The organism is Alteromonas sp. Cnat2-8 (assembly GCF_022348355.1).
In the GTDB taxonomy this organism is placed as follows: Bacteria; Pseudomonadota; Gammaproteobacteria; order Enterobacterales; family Alteromonadaceae; genus Alteromonas; species Alteromonas macleodii.
Genome location: NZ_JAKREX010000004.1, coordinates 1 through 19,667, shown reverse-complemented (window position 1 = coordinate 19,667; position 19,667 = coordinate 1). Strand labels below are relative to the sequence as shown.

The following is a 19,667-nucleotide window of genomic DNA, read 5'->3' as shown; positions in this document are numbered from 1 at the left end:
TTTGTCTCAACAACTTTTTCACAATTGTTGAATAAAGCACGTTATGAACTAGCATTCAGACGTGCTTTTTTATTTACACTGTTGCTGTCTTATCCTCACGTAACCTCTTCTCGTTTCGCAACACAATTCACATTCTAAATCAGTATTTATAAGCAACGACTATACTTATAGAGCGGATAACGCACTACCCTATTATTTATGTCGTTGTTAATAGAATATTCATGTAAAAATCTTGATCTTTGCCCTATTAAATAATAGGTTTACAGCATGCTGGTCTGACCTCGATCTGTGACTGCTTTTCATAAAGCAACTCACTATGCTCCAGATAAGACTAGCGTAACGTTTAACGCCTTTCAGGAGTGAAGTATGGCAGATTTTATATGGTTTTTACTGGTCGTTCTGACACTAGCGGTAGCTAGTTATCAGCGAACCAGCTTGGTAACAGCGGTTGCCATGGGCGCAGGTGTTATGATTTTAGGCACCCTTTTCGGTGACATCGGCCTGCTTGGTTGGGTAGTGTTCCTTGCTTTAACACTGCCGTTCACGCTTGCAAATATTAGACAGCAGCACATCTCTAAGAAGCTGCTAGCCTTCTACCGCAAAGTTATGCCTGAAATGTCGAGCACTGAGCAAGAAGCTATCGACGCAGGTACGGTATGGTGGGACGGTGATATTTTCAGCGGCAAGCCAGACTGGGATAAATTACACCGCATTCCGAAAGGTCGACTCACTGCTGAAGAGCAAGCATTCTTAGACGGTCCTTGTGACAAAGTGTGCTCAATGGTCGATGAATGGCAAATAAACCATAAAGATGCTGATCTTTCACCTGAAATTTGGCAGTTCCTTAAGGAACACAAATTCTTCGCTATGATCATCAAGAAAGAGTATGGCGGTTTAGAGTTTTCAGCATATGCCCAGTCTCGCGTTCTTCAAAAACTTGCAGGCGTAAGCGCGGTGCTATCAAGCACAGTCGGTGTACCAAACTCATTGGGCCCGGGCGAATTACTTCAGCACTATGGTACAAAAGAGCAACAAGATCATTATCTTCCCCGTCTTGCTGCCGGTGAAGAAATCCCTTGTTTTGCATTAACCGGCCCAGAAGCTGGCTCTGATGCAGGTGCGATCCCTGATGTTGGCGTTGTATGTAAAGGCGAGTGGAATGGCGAAGAAGTGTTGGGTATGCGCCTAACGTTTAACAAACGCTACATCACCCTTGCGCCTGTTGCTACGGTTATTGGTCTTGCCTTTAAACTTCAAGATCCTGAAGGTCTTCTAGGTGATAACAAAGAGCCGGGCATAACATGTGCCCTTATTCCTCGCGACACTAAAGGTTTAGAGATTGGTCGCCGTCACTTCCCACTCAATACGCCATTCCAAAATGGCCCTATTAAGGGTGAAGATATTTTCGTTCCAATCGATTACATCATTGGTGGTCCGAAAATGGCAGGTCGCGGCTGGCGCATGCTGGTTGAATGTTTGTCGGTAGGTCGCTGTATTACCCTTCCTTCATCTGCTGCTGGTGGTGCTAAATCAGTATCTCTTGCAACGGGTGCATATGCACGTATTCGTCGCCAGTTCCGTATGCCTGTAGGTCATATGGAAGGTGTTGAAGAAATGCTTGCGCGCATTGGTGGTAATGCATATTTGATGGATGGCGTAACACGCTTCTCAACGGTGGGTGTAGACCTTGGTGAGAAACCTTCTGTTATCTCGGCTATCTGTAAGTACCACTTGACCGAGAAGATGCGTCAAATCATTAATGATTCGATGGATGTTCACGGCGGTAAAGGCGTTATGCTTGGGCCAAACAATTACCTTGGTCGCGGCTATCAAGGTGTACCAGTATCAATTACGGTTGAAGGCGCAAACATTCTAACCCGTAACATGATGATCTTTGGTCAAGGTGCAATGCGTTGTCACCCTTACGTGCTTAAGGAAATAGAAGCTGCGTCTATCGAAGACAAGAAAGAAGCGTTGAAAGCGTTTGATAAAGCGGTATTCGGTCATATTGGCTTTGCGGTAGCTAATACTGTTCGCAGTATTTGGTTCTCGTTAACCAATGGCGCATTCAGCAGCGCACCGTTCACTGACGAAACGGCGCGTTACTACAAGCTACTTCAAGGCTACAGTGCAAACTTAGCACTACTAACCGATGTCTCTATGGGTGTGCTTGGTGGTGATCTTAAGCGTCGCGAGCGTTTATCAGCGCGTTTAGGTGACATCCTAAGTGGCCTTTACATGGGTAGTACAACGCTTAAACGCTTCGACGAAGAAGGTCGTCTAAAAGAAGATTTACCGCTTTTACATTGGGCAATGCAAACTACATTGCACGATATCGAGACAGCAATTGATGACTTCTTGGCTAACTTCCCTAACCGCGCAATCGCTGCAGCGCTTCGCGTTATGGTGATTCCGTTTGGCCGACGTATTGGTAAGCCTTCAGACAAGACAGAACATGCTATTGCACAAATGCTTCAAACGCCTTCAACTGCACGTAGCCGTTTAGGTTATGGTCAGTACCTCACCCGTGAGGAAGGAAGCTTGTTTGGCGATCTTGAGCAAACTCTTGATGATGTACTAGCAAGTGAGCCTATCTTCGAACGTATTTGTAAGCACAAAAAAGCTAAACTACCGTTTACCCGTTTAGATGTGCTTGCTGACGAAGCGCTAGCAGAAGGAATTATTAACGAAGAAGAAGCGAATCTACTTCGTAAGACTGAAGCTGGAAGACTTCGCACTATCAACGTCGATGATTTCGACCACGAAGAATTAGTAGCGAAGGTTAATTCCAACACCACTGCTAAGAAACGAGGTGGCAAAGCTGCTTAATTTCATACCCAAACAAAAGGGCCGCTCTCGCGGCCTTTTTCGTCAACGATTCATTCTATTAACATCACTCACCTACGTATTTTCTAGCCTTTGCTTGGCCGATCAAACAACCTGCGGAAATACCGAACAGGCGAGAGAACTCTCTTTATTAATTGCTAACGACAAAGGTCAACAACGTTCGGTACTAAAATGTAATCCTACGCTTGTTATGCTGGCTGAAACAAAAGCGAAAGACATGGCTGAGAGAGGCTTGGTGTCTCACTTTTTGGGCGGCAGTCCGAACACTCGCATTCGCAATGCTGGTTTAACGTTACCAGAATATTATGGCGATGCGATGAGCAATCAAGTGGAGGCCCTTGCTGGTGGTTATATAACAGCTGATGACGTGTGGTACGCACTTAAAACATCGACTTCACACCGTCAACACTTGTTAGCAGAGTTACCTTTTTATCAAGAACAAGATCAAATAGGTATTGCCTTTTACAAAGATTACTCAACGCCTCACGTTGAATACTGGGCTATATACTTGACCAAACTGATTGACACAGAAACGTCTAACAATGACTTAAAGGATGACACAACAACTACGCTTCTAATAAAGCGTCAAAAGAAGTTTGACCATGTCCCTGATAAAGGCCTTGGGATCGTCACGGAAAGTGGTGAAATTATTTTACAGCCAAAAAAACCGGATGAATAATCCGGTTTTTTATTAGCGCTAGATAAATACTTAGTTTAACTAAGTTGGAGTTTATCCATCAACAATACGGCTTGCGTACGCGTGTTGATCTCTAGCTTGCGAAGAATGGCACTAATGTGTGCTTTAATGGTTGCTTCCGTAACGTTCATCTCGTGAGCGATTTGCTTGTTCATTAAGCCTGCGCGTAAGTAAGAAAGCACTTGAATCTGTTTAGGTGTAAGTTCACGGAAGCGCTGAAGTAGAACTTTAAGCTCATCGTCAACTTTCTCTAGTTCTTCTTCCATACCTTCTGGAAGCCACTTTTTGCCACCAATAATGTCTACAATAGCCTGAGCAATTTCTCGTGTTTGGGACACTTTGGGGATAAAGCCCTGAGCACCTAGGCTCATTACTTGAGCGACAACCTCAACAGTATCGCTGCCCGAAACAACACCAATAGGGATATTCGGGTATTGTTCACGCAGCGTGATAAGGCCGTTAAAATATTCACCGCCAGGCATATTAAGGTCAAGAAGGATCAGCTCAACACCGTCGAATTCGTTTAGCTTCGCCATCGCATCATCTAAGCTTCCTGCTTGAATTATCTGTGCGTTTTCAAAGTAAGGTTCCAACGCGCCGCTCAAAGCTTCGCGAAACAATGGGTGATCGTCTGCTACTAGAATTCTTGTCATTAGCGTTACTGCTTCCTTATTGTATTATGAGTATAGATTAATACTTTAGATCATTAACGAAAAGCCCTAAACCAGAAAAATCACGCAAAATATAACAAATTTGGTGTTTTCCATTGGCATTTACGTATCAAACGGTAAAATTGCGCCCCAAATTAGTTAATTGAAGACCCACTGTGAAGAAACACGACAATATATACGCAAAGGCACTCAATAAAGTAGATGACTTTAAATTTGACGAGTCTGTCGTTGATGTGTTTCCCGATATGATTCAGCGCTCAGTGCCTGGATACGAAACCATTGTTCACACTATAGGCGAATTGGCTAAAATTGCCGTTACGCCCAATACCGTCGTTTATGATCTTGGCTGTAGCTTAGGTGCTGCAAGTTTATCTGTGGCAAGAGCTGTACCTAACGATACATGTGAAATTATTGGTGTGGATGCTTCAGAAGCAATGGTAGAACGCTGCAAACGCGTCGTACAGACCTTCACACTGCCAAACCCAATTGTTATTCAGCATGGGTTTGCACAAAGTGTAGAAATTAAGAATGCCTCTTTGGTTGTGATGAATTTCACTTTGCAATTTATCCCACCCGCTGACCGCGAAGCGTTATTAAAGCGCATTTACGACGGGCTTAACCCCGGCGGTATGTTGGTGCTATCAGAAAAAATACGCCACCCTACCCTTACTGGCAATGAACTGCTGGTAGATTTACATCATCAATTTAAGCGCGACAACGGTTATAGTGAACTAGAAGTGAGCCAAAAGCGCGCCGCGTTAGAAAAAGTTATGCTAACCGATACATTTAACGAGCATGATACTCGCTTGAGAAAAGTCGGGTTTACCGATGTTGTGATGTGGTACAAATGTTATAACTTCACGTCTATGGTTGCCATTAAAGGCTAAACAAATCTCGCTACGTCCGTCTTTTCGCAACGCCAACACATATTAAGAACAGTATGAGCAAATTAGAACAAACTTGGTTTACCGATTGCTACAAATCGTTAATAGACAGCCCGCTATCACATTGGCTTCAAACGCTGCCGGCACAAATGGACACCTGGCAGCGAACTGCTAAACACGGTGAGTTTGATAAATGGTGCCGTTTACTTTCGAAGCTGCCGACTACGTCGCCGAGTTGTGTTGATTTAGCTTCAAGCGTTTCTATTGGCACCGAAAATGACGTAGATGAATATGTCCAAAAACAAATTGAAGGATTACTAAAGCAGTTTATGCCCTGGAGAAAAGGGCCATTTAATCTTCATGGAATTCATATTGATACAGAGTGGCGTTCAGACTGGAAATGGGATCGCGTAGCACCTCATATTAGTTCGCTGAAAGACCGAAACGTTTTAGACGTAGGTTGTGGTAGTGGTTATCACATGTGGCGCATGCTGGGTGAAGGTGCCAATAACGTAATAGGTATAGATCCTACCCAACTGTTTCTTATTCAGTTTCACGCCATTAAACAATTTATTAGTAAAAGTAGTGCGCCTTCCGAGAATATCCATTTTCTACCGATGGGCATTGAAGACATGCAGCCACTGAGAGCTTTCGACACTGTGTTTTCTATGGGTGTACTTTACCACCGTAAAGACCCAATGGCGTTTCTGCAGCAACTTAAAGACCAGCTAAGAAAAGGTGGCGAACTGGTTCTTGAAACCCTTGTTGTGGATGGTGATGAAAATACAGTATTGATGGCGGGTGAACGCTATGCACAAATGCGAAATGTGTGGTTCTTACCGAGCACTGCAGCCCTATCTGTTTGGTTAGGCCGCTTAGGCTTTGAAAATATTCGCGTTGTAGATATCAACCACACAACCCTAGATGAGCAGCGCGCAACGCCTTGGATGGAAACGCAATCTTTGAAAGATTTTCTCGATCCGGAAGATATTACTCGCACTATCGAAGGTTACCCTGCACCACAAAGGGCCGTTATTGTCGCTAACAAGAAGTAAGTCGTAAGACCACGCCTCTGTTACCCTATTGGCACAAATGTTGTTATCTTAATCAAGAAGAACGTGCGAATTCTGCATTGATTAAGGTGACAACATGGATATACATGGCTTTCTAACGACGCATCAATTGCCAAGTACCTATGCAGAAACTGCACAAAAATGGTTCACCCCATTATGTGAGCAACTGCTTAAGCACCAAGACGGTGCAACACAACCATTTATCGTGGGCATAAATGGCAGTCAGGGTTCAGGTAAATCAACTCTGACCAGTTTTATCGAGTCCTTCCTTACCTCGGTCCACAACAAAAAAGTGGTATCACTCTCAATTGACGATTTTTACTACGACCAGTCGCAGCGAAATGCGCTAGCAATAAAAGTTCACCCGCTTCTAGCAACTCGTGGTGTACCGGGTACTCATGACATTCCTCTAGCGTTAAATACGTTTCGCAGTTTAGAAAAAGGCACGCGTACATCGCTGCCCCGCTTTAACAAAGCTACAGATAACCCGTTCCCCAAAGAACAGTGGCCTGTAATCGAATCTTCACCCGATTTCATCATACTTGAAGGATGGTGTGTGGGCGCTATTGCGCAAACATCTTGCGAACTTAAACGGCCAGTAAACCACCTTGAAGAAGTAGAGGACCCATTGGGCATTTGGCGCTCTTTTGTAAACACTGAACTAGCAGGCGATTATCAGACGTTGTTCGACAAAATAGACTACCGCATTATGCTGAAAGCACCGAGTTTCGACTGTGTGTATCAATGGCGGTTAGAACAAGAACATAAACTCGCCCAAAAAGCGTTAAAAGATAGCGATGGAGTGATGTCTGATGAAGAAGTGGCAAACTTTGTGCAACACTACCAACGCATCACTGAACACGCATTAAGTCACTTGCCTGAAAAGTGCGACACCGTGTTTTATCTAGATGAAACAAGAACGATAACTAAACAGGACGTAAAACGATGACGAAAACGCTTGTTTTCACCGATATGGACGGCACGCTGTTAGACCACCATACCTACTCTTTCGAGGCGGCGAAACCGGCTTTAACGGCATTAGAAAAAAAGGACATTCCCGTTATTCCCACTACCAGCAAAACCTTTGCTGAATTACAACCGCTGCGCGAGAGTATTGGTTTAGACGGGCCTTTTATTATTGAAAATGGCGCCGCTATTTTCATCCCTCATGGCTTTTTCAAACAAAAACCCAGCGGTACGGTTTGGATAGATGGCTACTGGTGTAAGGCGTTTATCTCAAACAAAAATTACTGGATTAAGCTACTTGAAAAAATAGGTAGCGAATTTGACGGCAAGTATAAACAATTCTCAAAAATGTCGATTCAAGAAATTCAGGAATGTACTGGGCTTGACGAAAGGTCAGCGTCACTTGCTGCCAAACGCCAGTTTGGCGAGCCGGTTTTGTGGCTTGGCACTGACGAAGAAAAACAACGCTTTTTAAAGGTAGTAAAAGATCGCGGTGCTTTCCCTCTAGAAGGCGGCCGCTTCATTCATATTTCAGGTAATTGCGATAAAGGCCAGGCTCTCAAGTGGCTGGCCAATGAATATCAAAAGCAACATACCACCAAAGTTAACACTATTGCCCTTGGCGATGGTAAGAACGACGTTGCAATGCTTGAAGCGGCGCACGTCCCCATTCGCATTTTATCCCCGGTAAATCCTCCACCAGCAGTAAAAAAAGAAGAGGTCTATACCAGCACCCTAACCGGCCCTGAAGGCTGGAACGAAATGCTTACTCAATTGCTATCCCTATGATCAGGAGGACACATGGCTGATTTTTATCAAAATGGTGTGGTTACTACGTTACATAACTTAGCTCGTCGTCCTACCGAAGAGCTTGAAGCAGAGCTTCTACAGTTTTCACAGAAGCGCCCTATGGCACTTATTTTACCGTCGCTCTTTTCTGAATTAGAAGGCGACGCACTTCCACATATCGTCAACGAATTAACAGACGTGCCCTACTTATCAGAAATTGTCATCGGTCTGGACCGAGCCAATGAAGAGCAGTACAAACACGCACTAAAATTCTTCGGCAAACTTCCTCAGCATCACAGAGTGCTATGGAACGACGGTCCTCGCCTTAAAGCACTTGATGAAGAGCTTCAGGCTCAAGGCTTGGCGCCAAAGGAGTTAGGTAAAGGCCGAAACGTTTGGTACTGCATGGGCTACGTACTAGCATCGAATCGCGCAGAGTCAGTTGCGTTACACGATTGCGATATTGTTACCTATAACAAAGATTTGCTCGCCAAGCTTATCTACCCTGTAGCCAACCCAATGTTTAACTACGAGTTTTGTAAGGGTTACTATGCGCGTGTGGCTAACGGCAAAATTAATGGCCGTGTTTCTCGACTTCTTGTTACGCCATTACTTCGTGCATTAAAACGCATTATGGGAGACAACGAATACTTGGAGTTTATGGATAGCTTCCGCTATCCATTAGCGGGTGAATTTTCGTTTAGACGCGACGTACTAAACGATATTCGCATTCCAAGTGACTGGGGCTTAGAAATTGGTGTGCTTTCTGAAATGCATCGCAACTATTCGCACAACCGCCTGTGTCAGGCAGATATATGTGATATTTACGACCATAAACATCAGGATTTATCGCTTAATAACGACCAAGGTGGTTTGTCTAAAATGTCTATCGACATTACCAAAGCCATTTTCAGAAAACTTGCCACGCAAGGCTATACGTTTAGCAACGAAATGTTCCGCTCAATTAAAGCCACCTATTTCCGTATTGCACTAGACTTTATAGAAACCTACCACAATGACGCGGTAATGAACGGTTTGAACTTAGACATTCACAGCGAAGAAAAAGCAGTAGAAATGTTTGCCAGCAACATCATGAAAGCGGGGCAAAACTTTTTAGAAAACCCTATGGAAACACCGTTTATACCAAGCTGGAACCGCGTGACCAGCGCGGTACCCGATATTTTAGAACGACTATTAGAAGCGGTTGAAGCCGATACTGCAGAATATATGGAGTAAGTAATATGGCATGGGACCATCTCCATGACAAAGTAAAACACCATTTAGAAAGCATTTATGCCGATGTATCGCTGGACGTCTCGTATGAGACGCTAGCGACTGAGTTAATGAACACTATAGGCATTCAACAGCAAACGGATATTGCTTCACCTCAGTCTCATCACAATTATTGGGATGAAGATGACATTATCATGATTACCTACGGTGATAGTGTCATTGACGAAGGGGAGCGCCCGCTGGTTACGTTAAATAAGTTTTTGCACCGCTACTGCAAGAATACCGTTAATAACGTTCACATCCTGCCCTTCTTCCCATACAGCTCAGACGACGGGTTTTCGGTTATCGATTACTCTACGGTGAATGAAGCACTAGGTTCATGGGATGATATTGAAGTCATTGCTGAGGATTATGGCTTGATGACCGACTTAGTTATCAATCACTGCTCTGCAAGAAGCGTGTGGTTTGATAACTTTGTGAAGGGTGAAGGACCAGGATCTGACTTTTTCTTCACGGCAGATCCATCCGATGACCTCTCCATGGTAACTCGCCCTCGTGTGTCGCCCTTGCTGCGAGAAACGGAAACCGCCAACGGTACAAAGCATGTATGGTGCACATTTAGTCACGACCAAGTTGACTTTGACTTTAGAAACCCCAAGGTTTTGTTAGCGTTCATCGATATCATCAAGCTGTATATTGATAAAGGCGCTAAAATCTTTCGCTTAGACGCAGTGGCATTCCTTTGGAAAATTGTAGGTACAAACTGCATTAATCTATTCCAAACCCATGAAGTCATACGTTTGATCCGAACGCTGATTGAACATGTGGATCCTTCCATCATAATCATTACCGAAACCAATATTCCCAACAGGGAAAACCTAACGTACTTTGGTAATGCTAACGAAGCCCATGCTATCTACAACTTTTCGCTTCCGCCGTTACTTGTAAATACATTAGTAACGGGTGATTGTACGTATTTGAAAAGCTGGATGATGAGTATGCCACCGGCGCAAAACGGCACAGCCTACTTTAACTTTATCGCTTCGCACGATGGTATTGGCTTGCGTCCGGCGGAAGGCCTACTGTCAGATGAAGAAATTTCAGAGCTTGTGCATACAATGCAGCACTTTGGCGGCAAGGTGTCGTGGCGCGCTTCTGATCACGGTCAGCAAAAGCCTTACGAGATAAACATCACCCTGTTCGACGCGCTGCAAGGAACCACCAAGGGCCCTGATAAGTATCAAGTGGACCGATTTATTTGTGCTCACGCCATAATGTTAGGTATGGAAGGTATACCAGGAATTTACATTCACAGTTTACTCGGCACATCCAACGATTACGAAAAAGTCGCTAATACAGGACAAAATCGTTCAATCAACAGAAAACGTTGGGACTTTAACGAGTTAGAGGCTCTGTTAGACTCGCCCTTTTCACAGCATCATAAAGTACTCACTCGAATCTCGCAGCTTATACGCATACGTAAAGCGCAGCCCGCATTTCACCCCAATGCAACGCAGTTTACATTGCAGCTTGGTAATCAATTATTTGGCTACTGGCGACAAAGTCTCGATAGAAAGCAAAGTATTTTCTGTATTAGTAATATTTCAGACGAAGAACAAACAATTTTGCTGTCTGACATAAATCTTATTGGCACAGATAATTGGATTGATCTCATCACCCGTGACGAGATAGCCCTTTCTAGTGGTTTCTTACAAATGAAGCCTTATCAAGTGCTTTGGATCAGCAACCAAGATTTTGAATGAATCTTTGAGCTTATAACGCCAGTTGACCAATAAATCTACCGCGGTAAGGATACTGCGGTGTTATGCTTGTCACACGAGTTAGCAAATCAAAAGTTTGTAATGCAAGAAATTAATACCTTTTTTTTCGATTTAGACGGAACCTTGGTAGATTCTGTTCCTGATTTGGCAACAGCGTTAAACCAAACATTAAACGACTACCAATTACCAACGTATAACGAGCAGACAATTAGACACTGGGTTGGAAATGGTGCTCGTGTTCTGGTGGAACGCGGATTGAGCGGCAACGCAAAGATCAGACACCATTACACATCAAACGAGATTGATGCCGCTTTAGAAAAATTTCTGTTCTATTACCGAACGCTAGATACTAAAAGTACAGTGCTGTACGACGGCGTGTTCGCAACACTTCACGCGCTAAAAGAACAAGGGTTCACGCTAGCATTAATCACTAATAAACCTTCGGAATTTATTGAGCCTATTCTTTCTTCGTTCTCAATATTTTCGTTGTTTTCGCTTACCATTGGCGGTGATAGTTTACCGGAAAAAAAGCCTTCTTCCCTTCCCCTTGTGCATGCCTGTGAAAAGCTTGGTGTTTCACCCTCACAGTGTGTAATGGTTGGAGATTCTAAAAATGACATTGTTGCCGCAAAAGCCGCGAACATAAAGAGTATAGGGCTTACCTATGGGTATAACTATGGTGAGAGCATCGCAAAATATAAACCTAACTGGGTTTTCGACGACTTTGAAGAGATATTAACGCTCGCTTCTTAATTCATCTGACATAGCCGTTGATGAAACTTCAATTGCGTCGTTTACGCATACTTTCTTTTATTTCACGCTTTAACCTTTGGTATAAGGCCGCTTTTTCTGTAATATCCGCGTGTTAAATCATTTCATGGAGTTGTTGGTATGTCATCTAAATGGCTTTCACTAGAAGAAGCCCTCACTAAAGCATTAGACGCTGCAAAAGCGATAAACGACGTTGAGCAAGTGAGCATTTTTGACGCCAACAACCGCATCTTGGCCCAAGATGTAACTGCCCACGTTGATGTCCCGCCATGGGATAATTCAGCAATGGATGGCTATGCCGTAAATGCGGAAGATCTTAAACACAGTGATAAACTCAAAGTACAGGGTGTAATTACAGCTGGCATGAGTGCTGATGAGCCGCTTGAAAAAGGCAAAGCATTTAAAATAATGACGGGGGCCCCGGTGCCTGCCAATGCTAACGCCGTTGTAATGGTAGAGAATACCGAAAGTCATGATGGCGCGGTTTTGATCAATAAAATTCCATCGGCGCAAGAGAATATACGTAAAAAGGCCAATGATATCGCCAGTGGCGATACACTAATAAGCAAGGGCACGCGCCTTCACGCCGAACACCTTATGCTGCTGTCCTCCCAAGGAAACAGTAAGGTGGCAGTATTCAGAAAACTTCGCGTTGGTGTAGTCGCGACTGGTTCTGAACTTGCTGCACCTGGCGAACCCTGTAAATCGACACAAATTTTCGAGTCTAATCGCGTTGGTGTAAGCAGCATTTTAAGCAATGAAAACGTAGAGCTTGTTGATTTCGGCATTGTAGAAGACGACGAAGCTTCTTTGCGTAAACTCTTCATTGAGGCGAGCGAGCGTGTAGATGTAATGGTAAGTAGCGGTGGTGTATCTGTGGGCGATGCCGACTATGTAAAAGATATCATCGCTGAATTGGGCACTATCGACTTTTGGAAAGTCGCAGTTAAACCGGGTAAACCCTTTGCTCTGGGTAAAATAAACAACACGTTGTTTTGCGGTTTGCCGGGCAATCCTGTGTCTTCATTTGTTACCGCAAAATTATTGGTTGTGCCTGTTATCAAAAAAATGCAAGGGCAAGTACAACCGCACGAGCAGTTCTTTGTTAACGCTAGCATTACGACACCTCTTAAGCGACGTGCAGGCCGCCGAGACTTTCAGCGTGCAACCATGGTAAGAAATAATCAAGGTGAATGGGAAGTCACACCATTTAGGTCACAAAGCTCTGGCGTTATGACTTCAATCACTTCTGCTAACTGCCTAATGGTAGTACATGAAGATATAAGTGAGTTAAAAGTTGGCGATACGGTTCCGGTTATACCGCTACATTTTTAACAAGTTCGTTGTTGAAACGCTACTTCGTTAAGGCTTTTAAGCTCGTTTTTATTTTCTGCATTTTTATCGCCCTAGGCGACCCATATAGAGACACATTACCGTGAATAAGAAACGCTTTCTTTTAGAAGGAAGAGACATTTTAAAACTAGCATGGCCATTGTTGGTTGCGCAGATTACTCAAATGCTAATGGGCGTTAGCGATACTATTATGGCTGGGCGTTACAGTGCAACCGACATGGCTGCGGTAGCACTTGGATTTAGCATCACTGTTCCACTGCTTTGCTTTATACAGGGTATAGCGCTGGCACTTCCCCCAATCATTTCACGGCTGCAGGGAAACAAAAATTTAAGTGGTATTGCCGACGCAAGTCAGCAAGCTGGTTATCTGGTTTTCTTTGTGGGATTAGCGGTAGCAGGCTTAATTCCATTTACTGAAAGCATAGTCGCGCTGTTCCCTATGGCGCCCGAGCTATTTAGCATTACCGTAGACTACGTACTGTATGTGCTGTTCGCTATGCCTGGATTTGCACTTTACCAATGGCTTAGAAACTATTGTGAAGGCTTGGGTAAAACCAAACCCACTATGATTATTACGGTTATCGGGCTGATGGCGAACATTGTAGGAAACTACCTGTTTATCTATGGTGTAGGCCCATTACCAGCTATGGGCGGTGCGGGTTGTGGTATTGCAACGGCCATTGTGATTTACACTATGCTTATAGCAACCGTTATCTATGTTCGTTTTGCCCCTGCCCTGCAAAAGTACAATTTGTTCGGACAGTTATATAAACCTAACATGGTAACCATAAATCGCACCTTCAAAATGGGCTTACCCATTGCTATGACTATCCTGTTTGAAGTGACGCTGTTTTCACTGGTTGCATTGTTATTAGCCCCTTTTGGTGCCACAACGGTAGCGGCCCACCAAGTCGCACTGAACTTCTCAGCCCTGATGTTCATGTTTCCTATGAGTATTGGTATGGCAGCAGCAATTCGCATTGGCTATCGCATAGGGCAAAATAACCCACGACAGGCAAAAATTGCAGCTCGAACCGCTATTCTGATCGGTTTTTTCACCGCTGCGTGTACGGCTAGCTTCACTCTGCTAGCAAAGGGATTCATTATTGGCCTGTACACCAGCGACGAAGCCGTATATACCTTGGCAAATGCGCTATTGATTTATGCGGCGTTATTCCAATTGTCTGATGCGGTTCAGGTGATTTCGGCTAATGCATTACGCGGCTATAAAGACACAACAGCGATGTTTGTTATTACCTTTGTGTCCTACTGGTTAATAGGTCTACCTACAGGCGTTATTTTAGGTAGAACAAACTGGATAACGGCAGAACCAATGGCCGCAGCAGGGTTTTGGATTGGCTTCATTGTAGGATTGAGTGCCGCAGCTGTTATGCTAGGTGCACGCCTTCTTTACATCCAAAGGCCCAGTGCTGTGCATCGTATCGCGAATGCATAATACCAATCCGCATAGATCATTGCCCACTCAGAAGCTTGCCAGACCTTCCCGAAGGCCGAGTTTAAAATGTTCAATTGAACCAAAGCAGTTACCCCCTGCTTTTTAGTTTGTCCCAGTCATGTGGCGTGTCTATATCAAATTGTGCGTTAGGTATAGACACAGCCGTTACCCTACCTAATTTCGCATGCTTCCTAATAACCGGCTTAGCCCCCATATCGCCACTTAGCGCTAGCAGTTCACTAAATACCGCTTCAGGAAAGATAGCAGGTACGGTTAATCGACTATTGTTCTCTCCCTGCTTTTGCCATTCACTGCATACTATGTGATTAGGGTTCGCATAAGAAGTGTTGATAAGGCGAACGAAGTCTTGTGCATTAAGACTCGGCAAATCGGCCAACGTGAATAGCACATGAGTAGGTCTTGTACACAAGCCCTTTGCTGTCGGGGACACTGATTTCGACTGTGATGAAAGGCTTAAAAGGTGCGTGAGTCCAGTGCGAATACTTGATGCAAGGCCTTCATCCCAATTAGCGTTGCGAACGACACTGATGGGTAGTTCAGAAACCTTAGATGGAGAGTGTTCTAGCTGCGTATTTACGGAATCATGCCATTTACCCGTAACAACAGTAATGGGTAATTCACTGGTTAACGCTAAGTCATTGCGCGCACTAACTACCTCCCCCACACTGTGTTGTATAAGAGAAAGCGCAGAAATTGGGTGTTCCGATAAAAGCTTATTACCCTTGTAGCGAGCGCTCTTTCCGCCCGCCAACACCACAAGAGCTACGGCATAATTTTCCGACTTCAATTCAACATCCGTTATATCAAAGAAATAAAACGTTAGACGTCAAAGGGCTTAGCGGCTTCTGCTAAGCCCTTTAATAGCAGCCGTTAACCCTTCAAGCGTTAGCCCATACATTCTGTCTTCCATTATTTCACGAATAATTTTGATAGACGAATAATACGGCCAATAATTCTCAGCTTGCGGATTAAGCCACACAGCGTTGTTAAAGTGGTTCAATAAACGCTGCATCCACACACTGCCCGGCTCTTCATTCCAATGCTCTACACTGCCACCTGGATACGTTATTTCATACGGCCCCATGGTAGCGTCACCTACAAAAATTACCTTGTAGTCTTTTCCGTAGCGATGAATGATATCCCAGATAGGAATGCGTTCTTTATTACGACGAAGGTTATCTTTCCACACCTCCTCATACACGCAGTTGTGGAAATAAAAGTACTCTAAGTATTTAAACTCGCTTTGCACCGCAGAGAAAAGCTCTTGAGTACTTTTTACGTGTGGGTCCATAGAGCCGCCCACATCAAAAAACATCAACACTTTTACCGCATTGTGACGCTCTGGTGCCATGTGGATATCAAGTAAACCGCCTTTTTTAGCGGTTTCACCTATGGTGGTAGGTACATCTAGCTGCTCACTGGCGCCGGTGCGAGCAAACTTGCGTAGCTTCCTAAGGGCCACTTTTATGTTACGCGTACCCAGCTCTACATCAGAGCTTAGGTTTTTAAACTCGCGTTTATCCCATACTTTTACTGCCGAAAACTTTCTATTGCCCTTTTGCCCTATTCGCACACCTTCGGGATTATCGCCATAAGCGCCAAACGGGGATGTTCCGCCGGTGCCCACCCATTTATTTCCACCTTGGTGACGCTTTTCTTGTTCTTCTAAGCGCTTTTTCAACGTTTCCATCAGTTCTTCAAGGCCACCGGCTTTACGCAGTGCCTCACGCTCTTCAGGGCTTAAATTTTTCTCAATTTCCTTACGCAGCCATTCCTCAGGAATCTCTTTGCCAAACAAATCGACAGATTCAACACCTTCAAAATATTCAGCAAACGCCCTGTCGAACTTATCGTACTGAGTTTCGTCCTTCACCATTATAGTACGCGACAAACTGTAGAACGCTTCGATATCGGCATACACCACGTGCTTTTCAAGCGCACTAAGCAAATCCAGCAACTCGCGCAGCGTGGTTTTCACCTGATATTTTCGCAGTGTATAAAAAAACTGAATAAGCATTAGCGACGCGCCATAAAGACCAGTTTTTCAAACAAATGTATGTCTTGTTCGTTTTTAAGTAGTGCCCCGTAAAGTGGTGGAATAGCAGCTTTTCCGTCTTTTGAGTGAAGCGCTTCTGGTGGAATATCTTCGGCAACCAAGAGCTTAAGCCAGTCGATAAGTTCAGAGGTAGAAGGCTTTTTCTTAAGCCCTGGTACATCTCGAATTTCAAAGAAAGCCTTTAACGCTTCATCAAGCAGCTTTTTCTTTAAATCTGGGAAATGTACGTTAACGATTTCTTGCATTTCCTCTGGATTCGGGAACTGAATGTAGTGGAAGAAACAACGGCGCAAGAAAGCATCTGGCAGCTCTTTTTCGTTGTTCGATGTAATAATAACAATAGGACGCTGCTTCGCGACTACACGTTCCTGCGTTTCATAAACGAAGAACTCCATCTTATCGAGCTCTAGCAGCAAGTCGTTGGGAAACTCAATGTCAGCTTTATCAATTTCATCAATTAATAGTACCGGGCGCTTTTCTGCGCTAAAGGCTTCCCATAATTTACCTTTTACGATGTAGTTGCTGATATCGTGAACGCGATCATCACCAAGTTGAGAGTCGCGAAGACGCGATACTGCGTCGTATTCGTACAAACCTTGCTGTGCTTTAGTGGTTGATTTAATGTGCCACTGAATTAGTTCGGTGCCTAAACTCTCGGCCAATTCTTCAGCAAGCATGGTTTTACCTGTGCCCGGCTCGCCTTTAATTAAAAGCGGACGCTCTAGCGTAATAGCTGCGTTAACCGCCAGCTGTAAGTCTTTGGTTGCGATATAATTAGACGTGCCACTAAAAGCCATTATTGTTGTACTCCGTATAATTTTTCGTCTTTGCAATTTTAACTATAATATCAAGGCCTTCTCATGATTGCCCATAGATATAACATATAGCTAAAAAGCACTTTGCATTTTACTGATTGCGACCAATGATATAGGGGTATGACGAAATCCCCTAATTCAGGCTGTGAATTATTAACTATCACACGCGTTGAATTATTAACTATTAAAAAGGTCGTACAGATCACGACAGACGGGGTTTCCTATAAAATAAGGAACGAGGTAAGGATTTATAATGAACGTATTTGACGACAATTCCCTATCTATTGGCCGCACGCCACTAGTTAAGCTAAATCGCGTAACATCAGGTAATGTATACGCAAAAATTGAATCGCGTAACCCAAGCTTCAGCGTTAAGTGCCGTATTGGCGCAAACATGATTTGGGATGCTGAAAAGCGCGGTGTCCTTACCGAAGGTAAAGAAATTGTTGAGCCGACCAGTGGTAACACAGGTATCGCTTTGGCGTTTGTTGCAGCATCTCGCGGTTATAAGCTAACGCTAACCATGCCTAGCAGCATGAGCCTTGAGCGTCGCAAACTTCTAAAAGCTTTGGGCGCAAACCTTGTTCTTACTGAAGCGCCTAAGGGCATGAAAGGTGCCGTTGCCGCTGCACAAGAAATTGTGGCATCAGATCCAGACAAATACGTATTGCTTCAACAGTTCGACAACCCGGCTAACCCGGCTATTCACGAAAAAACCACTGGCCCTGAAATTTGGGAAGATACAGACGGTAAAGTAGATGCATTCGTAGCTGGTGTAGGTACGGGTGGTACAATCACGGGTGTAAGTCGCTACCTTAAAAATACGAAAGGTAAAGCAATTACTTCTATTGCCGTTGAGCCAACAGACTCTCCAGTAATTACCCAAGCGCTTGCGGGCGAAGAATTAACCCCTGGCCCACACAAAATTCAAGGTATTGGCGCAGGTTTCATTCCAGGTAACCTAGACCTAGGCCTAATTGACGAAGTTGAGCAAGTTACCAACGAAGAATGTATGGACATGGCGCGCAAGCTAATGACCGACGAGGGTATTCTTGCAGGTATTTCTTCTGGTGCGGCCGTTGTTGCTGCTAAGCGTTTTGCTGAACGCCCAGAAAACAAAGACAAAGTGGTTGTAGTACTTCTAGCAAGCGGCACAGAACGTTACCTAAGTAGCCCTCTGTTTGCTGGTGCGTTCGACGAACAAGAAGAAGTTCAATAACCACCAAAATGTTTCAATTATTTAAAAACGAGGCCTAGTGCCTCGTTTTTTTATGCCTACTCTCTTCTGTTTCTCCTGAAGTTTCATGAACACAAACACCTGAGCTTTACGCTCTATTACTTTGCTTTTGTGCGCAATATTGTGAATAATCAAAGCATAGATTAGCGAAGCGGCGAGCACATTGACTTCGTTGAGATATAAAACTATCAATAAGAAACGGACCTCTTTACATTAAGGTAATCCAAATGAAAACGCGTATGTGGTACGCCCTATTCGGGCTTTTTACAGTGTTGATTTTATCCGCTTGCGGTAAAAAGGAAGAAGGCATCGGGCGGTACGGCATGCTTGATGAAAGTACCCCTGAGTACACCACCGTAGCGTTTCTCAAAAGTGTTTATGAAGATGACAACCTTGATACAGCAATTCGACTATCAAGCGAAAAACTGTCTCGTATATTAACGAGATACCACACTAACAGTAACGTTCAGCGCCACCTCTTAAACCTTAAATATGACACCGTCACCATCACGCCTCAAAGTGCAGGCCGAGTTGGCCGCAACGAGTTCGCAGAAAAATCGACAATCACCGTATTTTTAAGTGGAACATACAACGACGATAAAATTGAAGACTTGCGTAGCCTAGACTTGATTAAAGAAGACGGTGAATGGAAGGTTAATAAAATTCATCCAGATGCCTATTTATAACGTGTAGATAAACGCTGTTTTTATGGCCAGCAACGTAGCTTTTTACAAATGAAGAAAATAAAAAGGATGTTTTCCGGCTTTTATGCTTAAAAGCGTTTATTTTTTGTTTAATGAGTTGTTTTAGGGTAATAATTTCAAAGCGCTCATAAGTGATATACGGATAGTTTCCACCTTGCACAAAGGATTTTTTCTGTACATTAAATTGTTAGGGCCTCTATGAAAATTGCTCACCCCCAATCTATTGACAGACTGCCTACAAGAAGAGAAAGGATATTAGCGATTTTTCTCGGATTCATATGCTCTACTATTACGGGCACCGTTTCATTTTTGG

17 protein-coding genes are annotated in these 19,667 nt (G+C 44.0%); 13 read left to right on the top strand and 4 right to left on the bottom strand.

Annotation, left to right across the window (positions count from 1 at the left end; all coding sequences use genetic code 11):
- Positions 1-366 precede the first annotated feature (366 nt).
- Positions 367-2,829 (top strand): acyl-CoA dehydrogenase FadE, encoded by a 2,463-nt coding sequence (fadE, locus tag MHN00_RS10985; RefSeq protein WP_014976690.1) that lies wholly within the window; start codon positions 367-369, stop codon positions 2,827-2,829.
- The gene (locus MHN00_RS10980; protein WP_039227628.1) at positions 2,813-3,526 is read left to right on the top strand and encodes a CAP domain-containing protein; all 714 of its coding nucleotides are present in this window, start codon (positions 2,813-2,815) and stop codon (positions 3,524-3,526) included. Before fadE ends, MHN00_RS10980 begins: the two co-directional genes overlap by 17 nt.
- Positions 3,527-3,561: 35 nt before the next feature.
- Here the strand turns inward: MHN00_RS10980 and MHN00_RS10975 are convergent, their stop codons facing one another.
- Entirely contained in the window at positions 3,562-4,197 is a 636-nt protein-coding gene (locus tag MHN00_RS10975; protein WP_014976692.1) for a response regulator transcription factor, read from the bottom strand.
- 173 nt (positions 4,198-4,370) lie between these two features.
- On the opposite strand from MHN00_RS10975, the gene cmoA reads away from it, so the two are divergent.
- The 9 genes from cmoA (at position 4,371) to MHN00_RS10930 (ending at position 14,521) form a co-directional block, all read left to right on the top strand.
- Positions 4,371-5,102 (top strand): carboxy-S-adenosyl-L-methionine synthase CmoA, encoded by a 732-nt coding sequence (gene cmoA / locus MHN00_RS10970; RefSeq protein WP_039227627.1) that lies wholly within the window; start codon positions 4,371-4,373, stop codon positions 5,100-5,102.
- Between the two features lie 53 nt (positions 5,103-5,155).
- Complete coding sequence (gene cmoB / locus MHN00_RS10965) at positions 5,156-6,154, top strand: tRNA 5-methoxyuridine(34)/uridine 5-oxyacetic acid(34) synthase CmoB (protein ID WP_014949679.1); 999 nt, start codon at positions 5,156-5,158, stop codon at positions 6,152-6,154.
- 94 nt (positions 6,155-6,248) lie between these two features.
- Positions 6,249-7,121, top strand: coding sequence for a kinase (locus tag MHN00_RS10960; protein WP_239301162.1), 873 nt, complete (start codon positions 6,249-6,251; stop codon positions 7,119-7,121).
- Positions 7,118-7,927, top strand: coding sequence for an HAD-IIB family hydrolase (locus MHN00_RS10955; RefSeq protein WP_014949681.1), 810 nt, complete (start codon positions 7,118-7,120; stop codon positions 7,925-7,927). Before MHN00_RS10960 ends, MHN00_RS10955 begins: the two co-directional genes overlap by 4 nt.
- A 12-nt stretch (positions 7,928-7,939) precedes the next feature.
- A complete protein-coding gene (locus MHN00_RS10950) occupies positions 7,940-9,163 on the top strand; it encodes a glycosyl transferase (RefSeq protein WP_014949682.1) in 1,224 nt (407 codons plus the stop codon).
- A 5-nt stretch (positions 9,164-9,168) separates the two neighbouring features.
- A complete protein-coding gene (locus MHN00_RS10945) occupies positions 9,169-10,923 on the top strand; it encodes a sugar phosphorylase (RefSeq protein ID WP_061095214.1) in 1,755 nt (584 codons plus the stop codon).
- Between the two features lie 99 nt (positions 10,924-11,022).
- Positions 11,023-11,694: a phosphoglycolate phosphatase gene (locus tag MHN00_RS10940; RefSeq protein WP_232362753.1), complete on the top strand. Its 672-nt coding sequence runs from the start codon at positions 11,023-11,025 to the stop codon at positions 11,692-11,694.
- A gap of 138 nt (positions 11,695-11,832) precedes the next feature.
- A complete protein-coding gene (gene glp, locus MHN00_RS10935) occupies positions 11,833-13,047 on the top strand; it encodes a gephyrin-like molybdotransferase Glp (protein ID WP_014949685.1) in 1,215 nt (404 codons plus the stop codon).
- 100 nt (positions 13,048-13,147) lie between these two features.
- Entirely contained in the window at positions 13,148-14,521 is a 1,374-nt protein-coding gene (locus MHN00_RS10930; protein WP_014949686.1) for an MATE family efflux transporter, read from the top strand.
- A gap of 88 nt (positions 14,522-14,609) precedes the next feature.
- Here the strand turns inward: MHN00_RS10930 and MHN00_RS10925 are convergent, their stop codons facing one another.
- From MHN00_RS10925 to MHN00_RS10915, 3 genes are read right to left on the bottom strand one after another with little or no spacing between them, the layout of a single operon-like run.
- Positions 14,610-15,329: a nucleotidyltransferase family protein gene (locus tag MHN00_RS10925; protein ID WP_239301160.1), complete on the bottom strand. Its 720-nt coding sequence runs from the start codon at positions 15,327-15,329 to the stop codon at positions 14,610-14,612.
- A 48-nt stretch (positions 15,330-15,377) separates the two neighbouring features.
- Positions 15,378-16,559 (bottom strand): VWA domain-containing protein, encoded by a 1,182-nt coding sequence (locus MHN00_RS10920; RefSeq protein WP_039227619.1) that lies wholly within the window; start codon positions 16,557-16,559, stop codon positions 15,378-15,380.
- Positions 16,559-17,395, bottom strand: a complete 837-nt coding sequence (locus MHN00_RS10915) for a MoxR family ATPase (protein ID WP_039220753.1) — start codon at positions 17,393-17,395, stop codon at positions 16,559-16,561. Before MHN00_RS10915 ends, MHN00_RS10920 begins: the two co-directional genes overlap by 1 nt.
- Before the next feature lie 271 nt (positions 17,396-17,666).
- Here MHN00_RS10915 and cysK point away from each other — a divergent pair, with 271 nt between their 5' ends.
- Positions 17,667-18,632, top strand: coding sequence for a cysteine synthase A (gene cysK, locus MHN00_RS10910; protein ID WP_101564755.1), 966 nt, complete (start codon positions 17,667-17,669; stop codon positions 18,630-18,632).
- A 245-nt stretch (positions 18,633-18,877) separates the two neighbouring features.
- Complete coding sequence (locus MHN00_RS10905; protein ID WP_014949692.1) at positions 18,878-19,336, top strand: hypothetical protein; 459 nt, start codon at positions 18,878-18,880, stop codon at positions 19,334-19,336.
- The last annotated feature ends 331 nt before the right edge of the window (positions 19,337-19,667 follow it).